At 68.2% G+C, this 18,188-nt stretch carries 17 protein-coding genes; 5 read left to right on the top strand and 12 right to left on the bottom strand.

The window, feature by feature from the left end:
* Nucleotides 1-4 precede the first annotated feature (4 nt).
* On the top strand, nt 5-1,045 hold the full coding sequence (locus AC5RUP_RS01095) for a Gfo/Idh/MocA family protein (RefSeq protein WP_494132395.1): 1,041 nt from the start codon (nt 5-7) through the stop codon (nt 1,043-1,045).
* A gap of 182 nt (nt 1,046-1,227) precedes the next feature.
* Here AC5RUP_RS01095 and AC5RUP_RS01090 read toward each other — a convergent pair whose 3' ends face one another.
* From AC5RUP_RS01090 to AC5RUP_RS01065, 6 genes are all read right to left on the bottom strand, one after another.
* Nucleotides 1,228-1,860, bottom strand: a complete 633-nt coding sequence (locus AC5RUP_RS01090; RefSeq protein ID WP_494092709.1) for a trimeric intracellular cation channel family protein — start codon at nt 1,858-1,860, stop codon at nt 1,228-1,230.
* 165 nt (nt 1,861-2,025) lie between these two features.
* Complete coding sequence (locus AC5RUP_RS01085) at nt 2,026-2,994, bottom strand: AEC family transporter (RefSeq protein ID WP_494132394.1); 969 nt, start codon at nt 2,992-2,994, stop codon at nt 2,026-2,028.
* A 117-nt stretch (nt 2,995-3,111) separates the two neighbouring features.
* On the bottom strand, nt 3,112-4,440 hold the full coding sequence (locus AC5RUP_RS01080) for an enolase C-terminal domain-like protein (protein ID WP_494132393.1): 1,329 nt from the start codon (nt 4,438-4,440) through the stop codon (nt 3,112-3,114).
* Nucleotides 4,437-6,044 carry an aldehyde dehydrogenase (NADP(+)) gene (locus AC5RUP_RS01075; RefSeq protein WP_494132392.1) on the bottom strand — a complete coding sequence of 536 codons (1,608 nt, stop codon included), beginning with the start codon at nt 6,042-6,044 and terminating at the stop codon, nt 4,437-4,439. The genes AC5RUP_RS01080 and AC5RUP_RS01075 overlap by 4 nt, the downstream gene beginning before the upstream one ends.
* A gap of 149 nt (nt 6,045-6,193) precedes the next feature.
* Nucleotides 6,194-7,141 (bottom strand): 5-dehydro-4-deoxyglucarate dehydratase, encoded by a 948-nt coding sequence (gene kdgD / locus AC5RUP_RS01070; RefSeq protein ID WP_494153740.1) that lies wholly within the window; start codon nt 7,139-7,141, stop codon nt 6,194-6,196.
* 139 nt (nt 7,142-7,280) lie between these two features.
* A complete protein-coding gene (locus AC5RUP_RS01065) occupies nt 7,281-8,165 on the bottom strand; it encodes a LysR family transcriptional regulator (protein ID WP_494132390.1) in 885 nt (294 codons plus the stop codon).
* A 157-nt stretch (nt 8,166-8,322) separates the two neighbouring features.
* Here AC5RUP_RS01065 and AC5RUP_RS01060 point away from each other — a divergent pair, with 157 nt between their 5' ends.
* From AC5RUP_RS01060 to AC5RUP_RS01045, 4 genes are all read left to right on the top strand, one after another.
* Nucleotides 8,323-9,324 (top strand): tripartite tricarboxylate transporter substrate binding protein, encoded by a 1,002-nt coding sequence (locus AC5RUP_RS01060; protein ID WP_494153739.1) that lies wholly within the window; start codon nt 8,323-8,325, stop codon nt 9,322-9,324.
* A 48-nt stretch (nt 9,325-9,372) separates the two neighbouring features.
* Nucleotides 9,373-9,924: a tripartite tricarboxylate transporter TctB family protein gene (locus tag AC5RUP_RS01055; RefSeq protein WP_494149802.1), complete on the top strand. Its 552-nt coding sequence runs from the start codon at nt 9,373-9,375 to the stop codon at nt 9,922-9,924.
* 101 nt (nt 9,925-10,025) lie between these two features.
* A complete protein-coding gene (locus AC5RUP_RS01050) occupies nt 10,026-11,552 on the top strand; it encodes a tripartite tricarboxylate transporter permease (protein ID WP_494149803.1) in 1,527 nt (508 codons plus the stop codon).
* Nucleotides 11,549-11,944: a universal stress protein gene (locus tag AC5RUP_RS01045; protein WP_494065103.1), complete on the top strand. Its 396-nt coding sequence runs from the start codon at nt 11,549-11,551 to the stop codon at nt 11,942-11,944. The genes AC5RUP_RS01050 and AC5RUP_RS01045 overlap by 4 nt, the downstream gene beginning before the upstream one ends.
* Nucleotides 11,945-12,113: 169 nt before the next feature.
* Here AC5RUP_RS01045 and mqo read toward each other — a convergent pair whose 3' ends face one another.
* From mqo to AC5RUP_RS01015, 6 genes are all read right to left on the bottom strand, one after another.
* A complete protein-coding gene (gene mqo / locus AC5RUP_RS01040; RefSeq protein ID WP_494153738.1) occupies nt 12,114-13,604 on the bottom strand; it encodes a malate dehydrogenase (quinone) in 1,491 nt (496 codons plus the stop codon).
* 62 nt (nt 13,605-13,666) lie between these two features.
* Nucleotides 13,667-14,362 carry a FadR/GntR family transcriptional regulator gene (locus AC5RUP_RS01035; RefSeq protein ID WP_494153737.1) on the bottom strand — a complete coding sequence of 232 codons (696 nt, stop codon included), beginning with the start codon at nt 14,360-14,362 and terminating at the stop codon, nt 13,667-13,669.
* A gap of 83 nt (nt 14,363-14,445) precedes the next feature.
* Nucleotides 14,446-15,579: an L-talarate/galactarate dehydratase gene (locus tag AC5RUP_RS01030; RefSeq protein ID WP_494132386.1), complete on the bottom strand. Its 1,134-nt coding sequence runs from the start codon at nt 15,577-15,579 to the stop codon at nt 14,446-14,448.
* Nucleotides 15,580-15,723: 144 nt separating this feature from the next.
* Complete coding sequence (locus AC5RUP_RS01025) at nt 15,724-16,710, bottom strand: 2-hydroxyacid dehydrogenase (protein ID WP_494153736.1); 987 nt, start codon at nt 16,708-16,710, stop codon at nt 15,724-15,726.
* A 120-nt stretch (nt 16,711-16,830) separates the two neighbouring features.
* The gene (locus tag AC5RUP_RS01020; protein ID WP_494092707.1) at nt 16,831-17,094 is read right to left on the bottom strand and encodes a PLD nuclease N-terminal domain-containing protein; all 264 of its coding nucleotides are present in this window, start codon (nt 17,092-17,094) and stop codon (nt 16,831-16,833) included.
* A 147-nt stretch (nt 17,095-17,241) separates the two neighbouring features.
* Nucleotides 17,242-17,820 (bottom strand): DUF1697 domain-containing protein, encoded by a 579-nt coding sequence (locus tag AC5RUP_RS01015; RefSeq protein ID WP_494132384.1) that lies wholly within the window; start codon nt 17,818-17,820, stop codon nt 17,242-17,244.
* Between the last annotated feature and the right edge of the window lie 368 nt (nt 17,821-18,188).

Here is an 18,188-nt window from a genome sequence, read left to right as displayed (position 1 = left end):
AACCATGGCCGGGCACTACCCGCTGCGCACCGCCGTAATCGGCTACGGACTCTCCGGGCGGGTCTTCCACGCGCCGTTGCTGGAGGCCGCCAGCGGGTATTCGCTGGACGCGATCGTCACGGCCAATCCCGAGCGGGCCGCACAGGCAGCGGCCCGGCACCCGCGCGCCCGGATCGTGGCAACGGCGGAAGAACTCTTCGCGGCGCCGGAGCCGCTTGACCTCGTGGTGGTGGCCACCCCGCCGGCCAGCCACTACGCGCTCGCCGACGCCGCGATTGACCGCGGCCTGCACGTGGTGGTGGACAAGCCCTTCGTCCCCGCATCCGCCCAAGGCGACGCCCTGCTGGCCAGGGCCGGGCGGGCCGGCGTGGTGCTCTCCGTCTTCCACAACCGCCGCTGGGATTCGGATTTCCTGACCCTGAAGCAGCTGATCGGCGACGGCGAACTCGGCCGGGTGCACACCTTCGAGTCCCGCTTTGAACGCTGGAAGCCGGAGGGCCTGCGGGCTTGGAAAGCGACGGCCGGTGCCACCGGGGGCGGCGGCATCCTCTTCGACCTTGGCGTCCACCTGATCGACCAGGCGCTCACGCTCTTCGGGCCGGCCGCCACGGTCTACGGCGAGACCGCCCGCCACACCGACCCCGCAGCCTCCGACGAGGACGCCTTCGTCTCCCTGCTGCACGAATCGGGGGTGCGCTCGCGGTTGTCGATGAACCTCATCTCCGCGCTGCCCGCGCCGAGGTTCCATGTGCTCGGCTCGGCCGCCGCCTTCACCTCCTGGGGGCTGGACAGCCAGGAGGCCGCGCTGGCGGCCGGCGCTGTCCCCGGGGCAGCCGGATACGGCGAGGAGCCCGAAGAGCGGTGGGGAACCTTCGGCACGCCCGGCCGTACCCGCAGGGTTCGCCCCGTCGCCGGCGCTTACCCGGAGTACTACCGGCAGCTGGCCGCGGCCATCCACGAGGGCGCCCCGGTTCCCGTCGAGCCCGCGGACGCCGTGGCGGCCATCCGCATCATCGAGGAGATCCACCGGCAGAACCGGGCATAGGGCGGCCAGCGGCGCTCACACAAGATGCCCCAGAAACGGGGCGGGGCCGCCGGCGGCGCTCACAGAAGAAGCCCGGGAGCGGAGCGGGGCCCCAGCCGCGGCTTCCGTCCGGCCGCCGCGTGGGGCCAGAGCCGCGGCTTCCGTCCCGCCGCCGCTTCCGCCCAGCCGCGGGTGTTCCCTGATCAGCCGTCGTCCTGCGGCAGGCGCGATACCGGGGCGGCGTGCGGAATGTGCCAGCCGAAGTGCAGGGAGACCACGCGGAGCCCGAACACCACGGCGGCCACACCCACCGCGGCCAGCGTTCCGTAGACCCCGGCAAACCACAGCACCACCACCAAGGCCGAACCCAACATGGCCGGCACAGCATACAGGTCGTCCGGGCTGAACAGTTGGGGCACCCGGTTGGCCACGACGTCGCGCAGTATTCCGCCGCCCACGGCAGTGGTCAGGCCCAGCAGCGCCGAGGCGACGGGGTTCATGCCCAGGCTCAGGGCCTTGACCGTCCCGGTGATGCAGAACAGTGCCAGCCCGCCGGCGTCGAAGATCAGCAGCGGACGCTGGAACCGTTCCACGCTGCGAAACAGGAAGAAGACCACCAGGGCGGCCAGGACCGGCGGGACGAAATACAGCGGATTATTGAAGGCGCTGGGGACGGTGCCCAGGATCAAATCGCGGATGACTCCGCCGCCCAGGCCTGCCAGCGAACCCAGGAACAGCGAGCCGATAATGTCGAACTTCCGCCGGGCCGCCAGGATGCAGCCGGACATGGCGAAAAAGAACGTGCCGAAGAGGTCCAGTATCAACGCGAACGTCATGTCTGCCATCCAATCACCGCCAGGCCCTGTTCCCGGCGCGGCCCCGCCGCACAGGCAACACAGGGACCCACGTCAACAGCGTCGATTCTGCCACAGGTCCCGACGGCGAACTCCGGGATCAGCCCCTGCCGGTACGGCTGCTGCGACCCGGCTGCGGTCCGGGTCCTAGCCCAGCAGCAGGGCGACCAGCAGGACGGCGGGCAGCGAGAGCAGGGAGCTCAGAAAGATGATGTCCCGCACCAGCGTGGACTGCATGCGGAACTGGCTGGTGAACAGGAAGACGTTCTGCGCCGTCGGCAAGGCCGCCATGACCACCACGCCCAGCAACGGGATGCCGCCGACATCGAACACGAAGTGGGCCACCGCCCAGGCGATGGCCGGCATCAGGGCCAGCTTGACCACGGAACCCAACGCGACGTCGGCCCGCAGGGCGCGTTGAGTCAGCGGCTTTTGCCCGCGCAGGCTCATGCCGAACAGCATCAGCAGCAACGGAATGGACGCGTTGCCGAGCATTTCCACCGGCGTCCAGAGCACTTCCGGCAGGCGCAGCCCGGTCACAGAGATGAGCGCGCCGACGGCGGTGGCGACGGTGACCGGATTAAGGATGGACTTCACCACGGTGCGCCACAGCGGGACGGCCGCGGGAGCACCGCCGTCGTCCGGTGAGGGTTTTCCCGCCGCAGCCTTCCGCTGGCACCAGGCGAAGACGGTCAGGTACACGGGCGCGATGACCAGCAGCTGGGCCAGCAGCACCGAAACGACCGGGTCGGCGCTGCCCACGGCGTAGAGGGCGATCGGCACCCCGATGTTCCCCGCATTGACATAGGTGGAGGCCATGGCGCCGCCGGCCGTCTGCGCTGCCGGGCGGCGCAGGACGAAGCGGCTGAACAGCGCATAGACCAATCCCGCGAGGGCGGCGGTAATCAGCGCGATCGGCGTGAAGACGCCGACGACCGACGCGAGATCCGCCTCGGACAGCAGCACCAGCATCAGCGCCGGGTTGGTGATGTAGTAAATCACCGGGGTCAGTCCGCGCTGCATCTCCGGCGCCCTCTGCGGGACGATGGCTGCGGCGGCAAAGCCGACGGCAACGATCACCAGCACCACGCCGAAGCCGAGCAGCACACCTTCCACGGGACCTCCAGAAGTCACGGCTCTGCCCGGCCGGCTCAAGACGGCCGGCCGGGCAGAGGCCAAACGGCGGGACAGAAAGACCGCCCGCCCCGCAGGGTGCGGAGCGGGCGGCGGGTACTAGCGGACCAGGCAGGGGCGCTTGGGATCGAACTCCCAGCCGGGCACCAGGTACTGCATGGAGACGGCATCGTCGCGTGCGCCGAGGCCGTGTTCCAGGTACAGGGCGTTGGCCTCGGCCAGGCGCTCGCGGTCCAGTTCGACCCCGAGTCCGGGGGCCTGCGGCACCTTGACCTCGCCGTCGCGGATCAACAGCGGTTCCTTGGTCAGGCCCTGGCCGTCCTGCCAGATCCAGTGCGTGTCCAGGGCGGTGATCTCGCCAGGCGCCGCCGCGCCGACCTGCGTGAACATGGCCAGCGAGATGTCGAAGTGGTTGTTCGAGTGCGAGCCCCAGGTCAGCCCGAACTCGTTGCACAGCTGCGCCACGCGGACGGAACCGGCCATGGTCCAGAAGTGCGGATCGGCGAGCGGAATGTCGACGGCGTTGGTACGGACCGCATGCGCCATCTCGCGCCAGTCGGTGGCGATCATGTTGGTGGCGGTCTGCAGGCCGGTGGCTCGGCGGAACTCGGCCATGACCTCGCGGCCCGAGAACTTGCCTTCGGCGCCGCAGGGGTCCTCGGCATACGCCACCACGCCCCGCATCCGCCCGCCCAGCCGGATGGCGTCCTGCAGCAGCCAGCCGCCGTTCGGATCCAGGGTGATGCGGGCGTCCGGGAAGCGGTCCTTGAGCGCGGTGACCGCGTCGACTTCCAGATCGCCGGCCTGCACCCCGCCCTTGAGCTTGAAGTCCTGGAAGCCGTAGCGGGCCTGCGCGGCTTCGGCCAGGCGGACCACGGCCTCCGGGGTCATGGCCTCTTCACGGCGCACCCGCTCCCAGTCGTCCGCCCCGTTGGGCTCGCGCAGGTACGGCAGGTCCGTGGCGTCCGGGTTGCCCACGTAGAAGAGGTAGCCGAGCATCGGCACCGCGTCACGCTGCTGGCCGTCGCCCAGGAGTTCGGCCACGGGAACGCCCAGGAACTGGCCGTGCAGGTCCAGCAGCGCCGACTCGATCGCGGTCACGGCATGCACCGTGGTGCGCAGGTCGAAGGTCTGCAGCCCGCGGCCGCCGGCGTCGCGGTCGGCGAAGGCCGCGGCAATCTCCCGCAGCAGGCTGCGGAAGCGTGCCACCGGGCGGCCGGTGACCATGGCGCCGGCGTCTTCGATGGTGGCGCGGATTTTCTCCCCGCCGGGGACCTCGCCCAGGCCGGTGCGGCCGTCGGAGTCGGTCACGATGACCACGTTGCGGGTGAAAAACGGTCCGTGCGCGCCGGAGAGGTTCAGCAGCATCGAGTCGTGTCCGGCGACCGGGACCACCTCGACGGCGGCAATGGTGGGTTGGATGCTCATGCCTGCCCTCCGGCGAGCTCCAGGGTGCCGTCGATGCGGCGGGTGAGCCGCCACGGGTTGTCCTGCTGCACCGGTGCCGGCAGCAGGGCATCCGGAATGTTCTGGTAGGCCACCGGGCGGAGGAACCGCTCGATCGCCAGGGTGCCCACCGACGTCGTGCGGGTATCGGAGGTGGCCGGGAAGGGGCCGCCGTGCACCATCGCGTGTCCCACTTCGACGCCGGTCGGCCAGCCGTTGGCCAGGATGCGGCCGGCCTTGCGCTCCAAGACGGGCAGCAGCGGGGCCACGGTGGCGTGGTCCTCGTCGGTCATGTGCAGCGTGGCGGTCAGCTGTCCCTCGAGCCGCCTGGCGGAGGTCACCAGGTCCTGGCTGGAGGTGTAGCGGACCATCAGCGAGGCCGCGCCGAAAATTTCCTCGTGCAGCACGTCATTGGCCAAGAAGGTGGGGACATCGGTGCCGAAGACCGCCGGCGCGGGAGCGTTCTGCGTGGCGCCTTCCTGGCCGCGGGCCACGAGTTCCACGCCGTCCTGCCGGCCGAGGGAGTCGACGCCGGCAACCCAGGAATCGGCGATTCCGCGGGTCAGCATGGTCTGGCCGGCGGCCGGGGCCAGGGCGCGGCTCACGGCGGCGGCGAACGCGTCCCCGGCGTCACCGGCGGGCACGAAGGCAAGCCCGGGAGCGGTGCAGAGCTGCCCGCTGGAACCGGTGACCGAGCCGACGTAGGCGGCGGCAAGGGCATCCAGGTCGCCCTTGAGCGCGCCGTCGAAGAAGAACACGGGGTTGATGGAGCTCATCTCGGCGTAGACCGGGATGGGTTCCGGCCGTGCCGCGGCAGTGGCCACCAGGGCCGTGCCGCCGGAGCGGGACCCGGTGAAGCCGACGGCCTTGATGACCGGATCGGCGACCAGGGCCTGCCCGATCTTGGCGCCGGGGCCGTAGACCAGCGAGAACACGCCGGGGTGCAGGCCGGCCTCGGCCACGGCGTCGGCGATGGCGCGGCCGACGATCTCGCTGGTGCCGGGGTGGGCGTTGTGGGCCTTGAACACCACGGGGCAGCCCGCGGCCAGGGCGGAGGCGGTGTCTCCGCCGGCGGTGGAGAAGGCCAGCGGGAAGTTGCTGGCACCGAAGACGGCGACCGGGCCCAGCGGCACCTTGCGCTGGCGGATGTCGGCCCGGGGCATCGGCTGGCGCTCCGGCTGGGCCGGATCGATGCGGACGCCGCGATGGTCGCCCTGGCGCACTACCGCGGCGAACAGGCGGAGCTGGCCGGTGGTGCGGCCGCGTTCACCGTTCAGCCGCGCGGCGGGGAGGCCGGTTTCGGCCATCGCGCGTGCCACCAGCTCTTCCCCGGCCGCTTCGATGTTGTCGGCAATCTTCTCCAGGAAAGCAGCGTGCGCTTCCGGATCCAGTGTGCTGAAGGAGTCGAAGGCTTCCTCGGCGGCGGCGGTGGCCGTTGCCAGCTGGGCTGCGTCGATGAGGCTGTAGGCCGGTTCGAGGACCTCGTTGGTGGCAGGATCGAAACCGTTCACCGTGCCGCCGGTGCCTGTTACGGCTTCGCCGGCGATGATCGAGTGGCCTGTCAGAGTTGTCTGCGTGCTGGGCATCGGATGCTCCTTCTTTACTGCTTCTGCGGATGGTCGGCTGTGGCTGAGGGCCGGAAAGCGGCCGCCCGTCTCGGGCGGCCGCTTCGGGCCAAGAGAGCCGCCCGGGGTCCCCGTGCTGAGCGAAGCGAAGCCGGGGCAGGCGGCGAACGCTAGGCGTTCTGCCGGATGGTGTCTGCCGGGCGGATGCCGGCGGCCTCGACGAGGGCCGACAGGTCGGCGATGTCCTTCTCTGTCAGGTCCTGCAGCGGCGGGCGGACGAAGCCTGCGTCGCGGCCGACGGCCTTCAGGCCGCCCTTGACGATGGAAACACCGTATCCCTTAACCCGGTCGCGGATGTCCAGGTAGGGGAGCACGAAACGGTTGAGTTTCTCGGTCACGGCATCGCGGTCCTGGTTGCGGACGTCGCGGTAGAAGTCCAGGGCGAACTCCGGCACGAAGTTGTACATGGCGGAGGAATACGTGCTCATGCCCAGCTGCAGCAGCGGCAGCGCAAAGGTCTCCGCCGTCGGCAGGCCGCCCAGGTAGAACAGGCGGTCGCCGTTCTTCGCGTAGACCTTGGTGAGGTGCTCGATGTCGCCCAGGGCGTCCTTGAAACCGATGAAGTTCGCGTGCCGGTCGGCCAGTGCCGCAACGGTGTCCGCGGCGTAGATGGCGTTCGCCCGGTTATAGACGATGACGCCGATGTTGGTGGCGGAGCACACAGCCGAAACGTGTGCCAGCAAACCGGCCTGGTCGCATTCGGTCAGGTACGGCGGCAGCAGCAGCAGGCCCTCGGCACCCGCTGCCTCGGCATCCTTGGCGTTCTGGATGGCCTGGGCCGTGGAACCGCCGGCGGAAGCCAGGACGGGAACCCGGCTGCCGGCTTCCTCGACGGCCATCCGGACCACGCGGGCGGACTCGGCCGGAGTCAGGCTGAAACCTTCGCCGGTGCCGCCGGCGGCAAACAGGCCGGCGACGTCGAAGCTGGACTGCCAGTCCAGGTGGTTGCGGTAGGCGGCTTCGTCGATGTTCAACTCCGCATCAAACGCCGTCACCGGGAAGGACAGCAGCCCGTCCTTGAGCTTGTCTGCGAGTTCATGGGGCGTGTACTGGGCCACGTGCATCTTCCTTTGCGATGGTGCCGCGGGCGGCGGGTTGAATGCGTTGGCTCCACCCTAGGAAGGCAATGCGATGCCTGTCCAAGCCCTATTTTGTATGGATTGATGCCTGAAGAGTATTGCTCCGGGAGATGTCCAACTACGCGGCTTTCGCCCAGACGCTATCCAGCATCCGACGCAGCGCAGGGTTATGGGAGTTCCGGTTCCAGATCGCGTGGAGTTCCACCGAGTCCGGGGCCAGCCCGGGCAGGTGCAGGTAGGCGACGCCGTCGATTCCCAGCAATTGGGCCGACTCCGGGACGAAGGCGACGCCGCGGCCGGCGGCGACCAGTCCCACCATGGTCAGTATCTGGTCGACGGTATGGACAACGTTGCGGTGTTCGATGGGAATCTGGCGGACCACGAGATCGTAGAAATAGCGCGCCTTGATAGGCGAGTGCATGATCAACGGCACGTCCTTCAAGTCGGCGATGGCAAGCGGCGGCGACAGTCGGTCCAGCGGGTGCCCGCTCGGGACGGCGAGCATCAGGTTCTCGGAGAACAACAGATGGGACTCGAACAGGTCGGTGTCGAAGGGGGGCCGTGCCAGACCCAGGTCGAGATCGCCGTCCTCGATGGCCTGCACCTGCTCGCTGGTCACCATCTCCTGCAGATCGACGTCCACGTCGGGCAGTTCCTGCGAGATCTCGGCCAGCAGCGGACCCAGCAGGCTGAAGGCGGAGGTGGCCGTGAAGCCGATCCGGATTTCTCCCGCCCGGCCCGCGGCAATGCGGCGCGCCGTCCGGGGCGCCCGGTCCGCCGAGACCGCAAGCTTGCGTGCCTCGGCGAGGAAGGCATGCCCCGCGGCGGTCAGCGCCACCTTGCGGTTGTCACGAACCAAGAGTTCGACGCCGATGCTGCGCTCCAGTTTTTGGATCTGCCGGCTGAGCGGCGGCTGGGTCATGTTCAGCCGCTCGGCAGCGCGGCCGAAGTGAAGTTCCTCCGCCACCGCAATGAAACTGCGTGCCTGGTCCAAAGTGAACATGATGCCTTCCAAGTATCATTCAATGCAGTAATGGGCTTGGACATGCATCATAGTCTCTTCCTAAGCTCAGTGTCCGAGCCACAAGTGACCTGCTTCATATGAACCCGGTCACGGCCCACCCGTTCGAACACCGCTGTTCATCGAGCAAGGAGCCCCCGTGAAAGCATTTCCCATTCGCCGGACCATTATCGGTCTGACCGCAGCCTCCGCCGCCCTGGCGCTGACCGCCTGCGGCGGCAACGTCGGCAGCACCGCGTCCGAGGGGGAAGCCTTCCCCGCCGGCCCCATCACCCTGACCGTCGGGCAGGCGGCCGGCGGCTCCACCGACCTGATCGCACGCACCACAGCCGAAGGCATGGCGGACGAGCTCGGCGTAGCCGTTCCCGTGGTGAACAAGCCGGGAGCCAACGGCGCCCTGGCCACCCAGGAAGTCGCGGCCATGAAGCCCGATGGCCAGAACCTGGTCCTGCTGAACGCCTCGCTGATCACCATTACGCCGCTCGCCGTCTCCGAGGGCGAAGCCGTCAATCTGGAGGACCTGGACGTCATCAAGGGCCTGTCCCAAGACGACTACGTCCTGGTGGCCAGCGCCGACTCCGGCATCGAAACGCTGGACGACGTCAAGGACAGCTCCAAGAAGCTGACCTTCGGCACCACCGGCGTGGGCACCGGCTCGCAGCTGGCCCAGGCCATCCTCTTCGCCCAGGCCGACATCAAGGGCACCGAGGTCCCCTTCGACTCGGGTTCGCCGGCACTGACGGCGGTCATGGGCAACCAGGTGCAGCTGGCCACCATCCAGTTGGGTGAGGCCAAGCCGCAGATCGACGCCGGCACCGTCAAGCCGATCGTCGTCTTCTCCGACGAGCGCAACACCTACCTCCCGGACGTTCCCACCGCCATCGAAGAAGGGTACGAGGTTCCGGTCTCCCAGTACCGTGCCCTGGCCGCTCCGAAGGGCCTGCCGGAAGATGTGAAGGCCAAGCTCGTGGCATCCGTCGAGGCGGCCCAGTCTGCCGACAGCTACAAGGCTTTCAACGAGAAGAACATGCTGACCCCCAAGGAGATCTCCGGTGAGGAAGTCGTCCAGCAGTGGAACGACTTGGCCGCGAAGTACAAGGAACTCACCGAGAAGTACGACATCTCCCTGGCCGGCGAGTAGCACCACCCGCACGGCCCCGTTCGGCCGTCACAGCGAATCGAGTTATCCATGACGCCCCACCGCGACACGCCCGCCGAGGGCCCCGAGGCAGTCGGCATCGTCGAAGACGATCTGACGCCGGAGCAACTGGCTGCCCAATGGGAGGCCGAGGCTCCGCCCCCGGCCGGACCCGTAGCGAACCTCGCAGCCTCCATCGTGGTGCTTGTGCTGGGCGTGGCCGGGATCGTCCTCTCGCTCGGGCTGGGGCTGGGTACACCCGCACGGCCCCGGCCCGGAATGTGGCCGTTCCTGGTCAGCTTGATCATCGCTGTCCTCGCGCTCGCCCAGCTTGTTGTTGGGCGGCGCGGGGGCAAGGACGGCGAGAAGTTCTCCAAGCTGTCCTGGTTGGCCGCCGGCGGCTTCGCGACGCTGCTGGTCATGGTGTGGCTGATGCCGAAGATCGGCTTTGAGGTTCCCGCGCTGCTCCTGTGCCTGGTCTGGATGAAGTTCCTCGGCGGTGAATCCTGGCGCGGCGCCATCCTCTACTCGTTGCTGATTGTTGCCGCCTTCTACGGCATCTTCATCCTGGCCCTGGGAACCTCGATTCCCCACCTGTTCTAGCGGCCGCCTGCTCTGGCAGGTGGCGCTCCCGCAGTGACGGTCCCGCCGCCACGTTGGGATTCTCGTGCCCCACCCTTGCCCACTGATCCAAAGGTTCTCGCATGGATTTCCTGCAACCGGTCATCAACGGCTTCGGCGTTGTCCTTGACCCCTCCAACTTGCTGTACTGCCTGCTGGGCGTCGTCATCGGCATGCTCATCGGTGTCCTGCCCGGCCTGGGCCCGGCAGCCACCATCGCCATCCTGCTGCCGCTGACCTATGGGATCGAGCCCGTCACCGCGATCATCATGCTGGCCGGCATCTTCTACGGCGCGCAGTACGGCGGCACCATCACCTCGGTGCTGCTGCGGCTGCCGGGCGAGGCCAGTTCCGTGGTCACCGTCTTCGACGGCTACCAGCTCGCCAGGCAGGGCAAGGCCGGCACCGCCCTGGGCATCGCGGCCATCGGTTCGTTCATCGGCGGCACCGTCGCCATCGTCGGGCTGACCTTCCTGGCGCCGCTGGTGGCCGGCTTCGCCCTCGACTTCGGCCCGCCGGAGTACACGGCGCTCGCCCTGGTAGGAATCCTGCTGGTGGCCACCATCAGCAACGGCGCCAAGGTCAAGGCCCTGATCGCGGCCGCGTTCGGCCTGCTGCTCGCGACCGTGGGCCGGGACATCTTCACCGGTGCCGAACGGTTTACCTTCGGCAACCTGAGCCTGGCCGACGGCATCGACTTTGTCCCGGTGGCCATGGGCCTGTTCGGCGTCGGCGAGATTCTCTACAACCTGGAAGAACGCCACCGCGCGGCGCAAGCGCCGGCGGCCGTGGCCAACGTGTGGCCGTCCAGGAAGGACCTTAAGCAGTCCTCCGGTGCCATCGGACGCGGCTCCGTGCTCGGCTTCTTCCTCGGCATTCTGCCCGGCGGCGGCGCTACCATCTCCTCACTGGCAGCCTACGCCGTGGAGAAGAAGCGCGCGAAGAACCCGGAGCGTTTCGGCAGGGGCGCCATCGAAGGCGTCGCCGGTCCGGAAACAGCCAACAACGCGGCGGCCACCAGTTCCTTCATCCCGCTGCTGACGCTGGGCATTCCCGCCAACGCCACGATGGCCATCATCTTCGGCGCCCTGCTCATCCAGGGCGTGACCCCGGGACCGCAGTTGATGACCGAGGATCCCGAGCTGTTCTGGGGCGTGGTCAACTCCATGTACATCGGCAACATCCTGCTGCTGATCATGTCGATCCCGCTGGTCGGCCTGTTCGTCCGCATCCTGCGGGTACGCGCCGCCATCCTGGCTCCCATCACCGCGCTGATCACCTTGTTGGGCGCATACACCATCCGCAACTCGATGTTCGATGTGCTGCTGGTGGTCCTCTTCGGCGCGGTCGGTTACCTGATGAAGAAGTCCGGGTTCGAGCCGGGACCCCTGGTGCTGGCCTTCGTGCTGGGTTCACTGCTTGAATCCAGCCTGCGCCGCTCGCTGCTGGTGCTCCAAGGAGACGTCGCGGGATTCATGACCCGACCGATCTCCGCCACGTTGCTGGTGGTCTTCGTGGTGGTCGCCGTCTGGCCGATGGTCAAGTCGGCGATGGATCGCCGGAAAAACTCCCGTACCGAAGCCCGCACCGAAACCAAGGAGAACGCATGAGCATCCTCGTCGGCTATGTACCCACCCCCGTGGGAGAGGCGGCCGTGTCCGCCGCCATCGCGGAAGCCAAGCTCCGCGGTGAAGACCTGCTGATCGTCAACTCCACCCGTGAAGGGGCGCTGGTGGATAAAACCGTGGCGTCGGAGAACGACCTCCTGCGCCTGAAGTCGGCGGCCGATGAGGCAGGCGTGGCCGCGGAAGTGCTGCGCCCCACCCACCGCGACGACCTGGCCGACGAGATCCTTGAGCTCGCCAGCGAACGCGAGGTCTCGCTCATTGTCATCGGCCTACGCCAGCGCACGCAGGTGGGCAAGTTCATCATGGGTTCGCACGCCCAGCGCATCCTGTTGCAGGCGGACCGGCCCGTACTGGCCGTCAAGGCAGCGGAGTAGAGACCGCCAACCACGGCAGATCGGACCGCGCAGCAACGGAAGCGGCAGCAGACCCGATCTGCTGCCGCTTCCGTTGCACTGCGGCACCGCCGCGTGCCGAAGCTCCGGCAGGGAGCCAGCTGCGACCCCGCACCCTCGGCCGGTCACGGCGGCGCATCAGGTTCCGGAATCAGCCCCCATCCGCGGCATTCAGCCCCAGCACGGCGCGGGCCCGTCCGCCCGCGGCCGATGGCGGCCGCGGGGAACCCTGACTGCCCAGGGCGGGCAGGAACTCCCGCAACCGTGGCCGCCAGCCACCGAAACGTTCGGGGAAGCAGGAACGCAGGACATCGAGCGCAATGGAAACCGATGCCGACGCTCCGGGTGAGGCGCCCAACAACCCGGCCAGGGTGCCGCCGGCGCTGACAACCACCTCCGTGCCGAAGCCGGCAATCGAACCGCGGCCGTCCACGCGCTTAACGGTCTGCACGCGCTGCCCGGCCGTCGACAACTCCCAATCGGCGCCGTCCGCCTGCGGTACGAAGGCCCGCAGCGCGTCCAGCCGGGCGTCAGCGGACTGCAGGATTTGCCGGACCAGATACCGGACCAGCGCCGCATTGTTCCCGGCAGCCGACAGCAGGGTCCCCAGGTTTCCCCGTGTGATGGAACGCGGCAGGTCGCCGAACGACCCGGTCTTGAGGAAGCGCGGCGAGAATGCCGCGAACGGGCCGAACAGCAGGTACTCCCGGCCGTCGACGATCCTCAGGTCCAGATGCGGCACGGACACCGGCGGCGTGCCGGGTGCTGCGTGGCCGTACACCTTGGCACGGTGCCGGGACACCAAGTGCGGGTTTGAGGTGCGCAGGAACTGGCCGCTGATGGGAAAAGCTGCGTAGCGTCGAACCTCCGGGATGCGGGCGTCTTGAAGCAGCGGCAGGGTCCCGCCGCCCGCGCCGACGAACACTTGCTTCGCCCGGAAACGGCGGTGACCGGAGGGGGTTGCGGCGTCGATTATCCAGCGGTTCCCGGCCAGGCGCAGGCGGGTTACCCGGTGCCGGAAGGCCACCGTGGCACCGCGGGCGGTGAGCGCCGAGGCCAGCTGGCCGGCGATGGCACCGTAGTCCACATCGGTGCCGCCGGAATTCCGGGTGACCGCGACGGGGGCGCCTGCCGGGCGTCCGGCGAACATCAGGGGAAGCCACCGCGCCAACTGCTCCGGGTCCTCGCTGTAGACGGTGTCGCCGAACAACGGGTGCGGGGACAGGGCCCGGTGCCGGGCGCGCAGGTAGTCCACTCCCTCCGTGCCGCGGGCGAAGCCGAAGTGCGGCACGGGCCGGATGAAGCCGGCCGGTTCGTTGAGCCGTCCGGCTTCCACCAGGTGGGCCCAGTACTGCAGCGACGCCTGGAACTGCTGGTTGATGGCGATGGCGCCGCCTTCATCCACGCTGCCGTCCGGACGGCGCGGCGTGTAATTGAATTCGCACAGACCGGCATGCCCCGTGCCGGCATTGTTCCACGCGTGGGAACTCTCCAGTCCGGCCTCATCCAATCCTTCGATCAGGGCGATGCTCCACGAAGGTTCCAGTTCATTCAGCAGGGTGCCGATCGTGGTGCCCATGATGCCGGCACCGATCAACACAACGTCGAACTCTTCAACGGGACCATCGGTGGATGCTGCCATGGCGGCCTTTCAGCGGCGAACGAGGGTGATGCCAGAGGGGTAGGTGCGGGGCGGTAAGGGGATCAGTGGCCGGACTCGCGGTCCAGCCGATGCCGCGAATTGACCAGATGAGTGCGCATGGCGGCAGCCGCGGCCAGGGCATCGCCGGCTTCCACCGCGGCCAGCACCGCCGCATGTTCGGACGCCACGGCCGAGAGGCGGGAGGTTTCGGCTTCGGATCCGCTGGCCTCCAGCCGGTAGCGCGGCATGGCGATCATGGCCGGGCCGAGGGCCGCGATCACATCCAGCAGGAACGGGTTGCCGCTGGCTTCGGCCATGGTGCGGTGGAACTCGAAGTCGTGGGCCAGGGCGGCCGCAGGGTTGGCATCGGAGCGGGAGAAATCCTCAAGTGCGGTACGCAGGGCGGTCAACTGCCGGTCGGTCCGGCGCACGGCGGCCAGGCCCGCGGCTTCACTTTCGACGCCGGTGCGGAACTCCACCAGCGCCCTCCGGTCCTCCAGGGTCCGCACGGGCCGGAGGCCCCGGGGTCCCTCCGCTTCCGCCGGCGGTGTCAGCGCGAAACTCCCGCTGCCGCGCCGGGTGTGCACCAGTCCCTCCGCCTGCAGCCGGGTGATGGCCTCACGCACCACGGTGCGGCTCACGCCGTGCTCTGCGATCAGCGTGTTCTCGCTGGGCAGCTTGTCGCCGGGAGCGATATCGCCGTCGACAATGCGCCTGCGCAGGTCGGCAACCAAGGTGGCCGTCAGGTTCGGTTTCATCGCTCCGGTTTCCTTTGGGGCAGGTGGGGCAACGACGGCGGTGCGGGGCACCGCCGTCGTGATGGGGCATGCGCGCGGCGCGGTTAGGCGAGGCCGAACTTGACGCTGTCCGTCGTCCAGGCGCGGGCCTGGTCGCTGAACGTGAAACCAAGTCCTGGACGGTCAGGCACGAGCATGTGGCCGTCGCGGGTCTCGAGTCGCTCGTTGAACAGCGGGTCCAGCCAGTCGAAATGCTCTACCCACGGCTCGCGCGGGTAGGCGGCGGCCAGGTGGAGGTGGATCTCCATCGCGAAGTGGGGCGCCAGGTCCAGCCCGGCCTGGTCCGCCAGCGTGGCCAGGCGCAGGAACTGCGTGATGCCGCCGACCCGGGGAGCGTCGGGCTGGATGATGTCGCACGCACGGGCGGCGATCAGGCGTTCGTGCTCGGCCACCGAGGCCAGCATTTCGCCGGTGGCAATTGGGGTGTCCAGGGCGGCGGCCAGTGCGGCGTGGCCTTCGGCGTCGTAGGCATCCAGCGGTTCCTCGATCCAGACCAGGTCGAACTGCTCCAGTCGGCGGCCCATCCGGAGTGCGGTGGCCCGGTCCCACTGCTGGTTCGCGTCCACCATCAGCGGCACGCCGTCGCCGATGTGGTCGCGGACCGCGGCGACACGGCGCAGGTCCTCGGCCGAGTCCGGCAGGCCGACCTTGATCTTGATGCCGCCGATGCCGTCGGCAAGGGAACGGCTGGCGCGGTCCTTCACCTCGTCGATGGAGGCGTTGAGGAAGCCGCCGGAGGTGTTGTAGGTCCGGACCGAGTCCCGGTGGGCGCCGAGGAACTTGGCCAGCGGGAGCCCTGCCCGCTTGGCCTTGAGGTCGTAGAGCGCTATGTCGAGCGCGGCCAGGGCCTGGGTGGCGACGCCGGACCGGCCCACCGACGCGCCGGCCCAGAGCAGCTTGTTGTAGAGCTTGGCGATGTCGTTGGGGTCCTCGCCGAGCATTGCCTCGGCGACTTCCTTGGCATGGGCGTATTGCGCCGGGCCGCCGGCCCGTTTCGAATAGCTGAAGCCCAGGCCCTCGTGTCCCTGCGCGGTGGTGATTTCCGCAAAGAGGAAGACGACTTCCGTCATGGGCTTCTGGCGCCCGGTAAAGACCTTGGCGTCGGAGATGGGCGTGGCCAGCGGCAGCGTGGCAGTGGAGAGCTTGACGTGCCGGATGGCATCGGGGCTGTAGGGCATGACGGTCCTTACGGGGATGACTACTGCGCTGATAGTACAGGTCCAGTACTTGTTATACAAGTATCGACCAAGCGACCCTTGCCAGAGCCAACCCGGTTTCCGCCGTCGGGCCCGGCATGCCCGACGGCGGGCCGCGGCACGAAATCAGTCGATCGGGGTTACCAGCGAGCCTTCGCGCAGGTAGCTGCGCAGGTTCTCCAATGTCAAGGCGGCCATGTCGGCGCGGGTTTCACGGGTGCCGCTGCCGATGTGCGGTAACAGGACCACGTTCTCCAGCTCCATCAATGCGGCCGGAACTTGCGGTTCGGCGGCGAAGACGTCCAGCCCTGCGCCCGCCAGACGTCCTCCGGCCAAGGCGGAGACCAAGGCGTGTTCGTCCACCATGGCGCCGCGGGCGATGTTGATCAGGTAGCCTCCCGGGCCGAGCTTGGCCAGCACCCCGGCGTCGACCAGGTTGACCGTTGCCGGGCCTCCGGCAGCGGCGATGACGAGCACCTCGACGGCCTCGGCGAGTTCGGCGGGGGAGGAGTGGAACGCGTAGCCGGAGTCTTCGACGGCGCGGCGGCTGTGGTAGTGGATCTCGCAGTCGAACGCTTCCAGCCGCTTGGCGATGGCCCGGCCGATCCGGCCCAGGCCGAGGATGCCGACCTTCCTGCCGGAGGCCCGCGTGGTCAGCGGGTAGGACGCGGTCGAGGCCCACTCGCCGCGGCGGACGAACCGGTCGGCGGCGCTGGTTCGGCGCAGCACATCCAGATAGAGGGCCAGCGCAGTGTCGGCCACGCAATCGGTGAGCACATCCGGGGTGTTGCTGATGCGGATGCCGCGTTCCTTTGCCTGGTCGACGTCGGTGGCGTCGTAGCCGGCGCCGAAGTTCACGATGGCTTCGAGGTTTGGCAACCGGCGCATCAGGTCGGCGCCGACGCCCTGGCGGCCCGAACACACCGCCACACGGATGCCGGCGGCGTGCCGCAGCAGGAATTCGCCGCGTTCCGGGCCGTCCGGGAGCAACAGTGCGTCGAACTCATCCGCCAAAGCGGCGGCGACAACGGGGTTCACCGGTCCAACCTGAAGAACCTGCCGGCCGTCGGCGGGTGTGGGGGCATCGGCGGGCACGGCCGTACGGGTGGTCATGCCAGAAGCGTAAGGACCTTCGCGGAAGCGCGTCCAACACGGATACTGCATGGACCGATACCCGGCGGGACATGTTCCATCCGTTCCGCGGAACCGCTGGCCGTTTTCGGGTGCGGGCCTTTAGGGAACAGAGGTCTCCGTCGCCTGCTTCACCGGCCCGGTGTCCGGCTGGGGCGCCTGAGCGGCTGCCCGACGGGATGCCGTCCGGAACCACGCCAGAGGACCAAGGATGGGCAACGCCAGTACCAGCAGGGACCACCCTGCTTTCGCCGGCCGCTGCCGCTTGCTCCGCCAGACGCTGACCAGCGCTCCGACTGCCAGGAAGAGGGCAAATGGCCCGGCACAGACGGCAGCCGCTATCCATGTGACCGAGTCGAACAGCATAGGATCCCCCTTCCTTGGCCGTGCCCGGCCGCCGGCCGCCGCGAAGGCCGCAACAATGTCGAGTCTAGAATCGCACCGGCGCCGCGGCTATCCCCCGGGAGGATGAGTTCAAAGGGTTCCAGTCCTCCCTCGGTAGCAGGGGCCGCCTCAGCCCTCTCTGCGGAACCTGGCCAGCACCTTGTGCAACGTGTTGAGGTTCCTGGTGGTCGTCACCGGCTTGTACATGGTTTTGGCCATTTGCTGGGACAGCTTGGACTCCAGGGTGTTGCCTTTGGGCACCTCCCAGTACAGGACGTCGCCCCCCGGCGACGCGCGTTCTTCGGGCGAAAGGTCCGGGCAGTCCTCGAGCAGTTGTTCCACAACATCCTCACCCGTGGTGAGCACCGCGTAAGCGTGCCGGGGAACCCCGTCGTCGGCCGGGGTGAACGGGTAGCCCTCGACGATGGCCGCCAGCTCGCTGGGGGTCTTGACGATGACCCAGGCGTCGTAGCCGAAAGCCGTCCGCAAGCTCGCTTCGACTCTTTTCTTGACCACACCGGGGTCGTCGGTCTCCGCGCAGAGCACGACGTTGCCTGAGGCGAGGACGGTCTCCACCTGCCTGAAGCCGGCTTCGGTGAGGACCCGCTGCAAGTCCTTCATGGCAATCCGGATGCCTCCCACGTTAATGCCGCGCAAAAACACGCCATAAGTCCGTAAGGAACCGGATTCGCCGCATTTATTTTTCATGGTGCTCCGGGGTCGGATGGACGGAAAATCATTGTATGCACCCGCCGTGATCGCTTGATGATCCTGACCCTTCAGCGACTAGGCGACGCAAGGTACGCGACTTCGCATATGTATCACTGGAGGGTTGCGAGACCAAGGAAGTAGGCGGACCAAGGACTAAACCATTAACCAAAATTTCGTGTTGCTCACGCCTCCGAAACGGGGGAGCCATTCCCTTGTCTAAGCCCCTCACCCCTCCTAGGCTGAATGTACCGGAACGGCTTTCTGAAGGACGCCGGATCCAAGTATGGGGAACTGCGGTTGGCGGCGGCTGAGGGCGTCATTCGCGGCGGCTTCATGGGGACACGGGCGGATGGATACCGCCCGCC

The sequence above is a fragment of the Arthrobacter sp. Y3223151 genome, from assembly GCF_059091125.1.
This window is presented reverse-complemented; position numbering and strand designations above follow the sequence as displayed.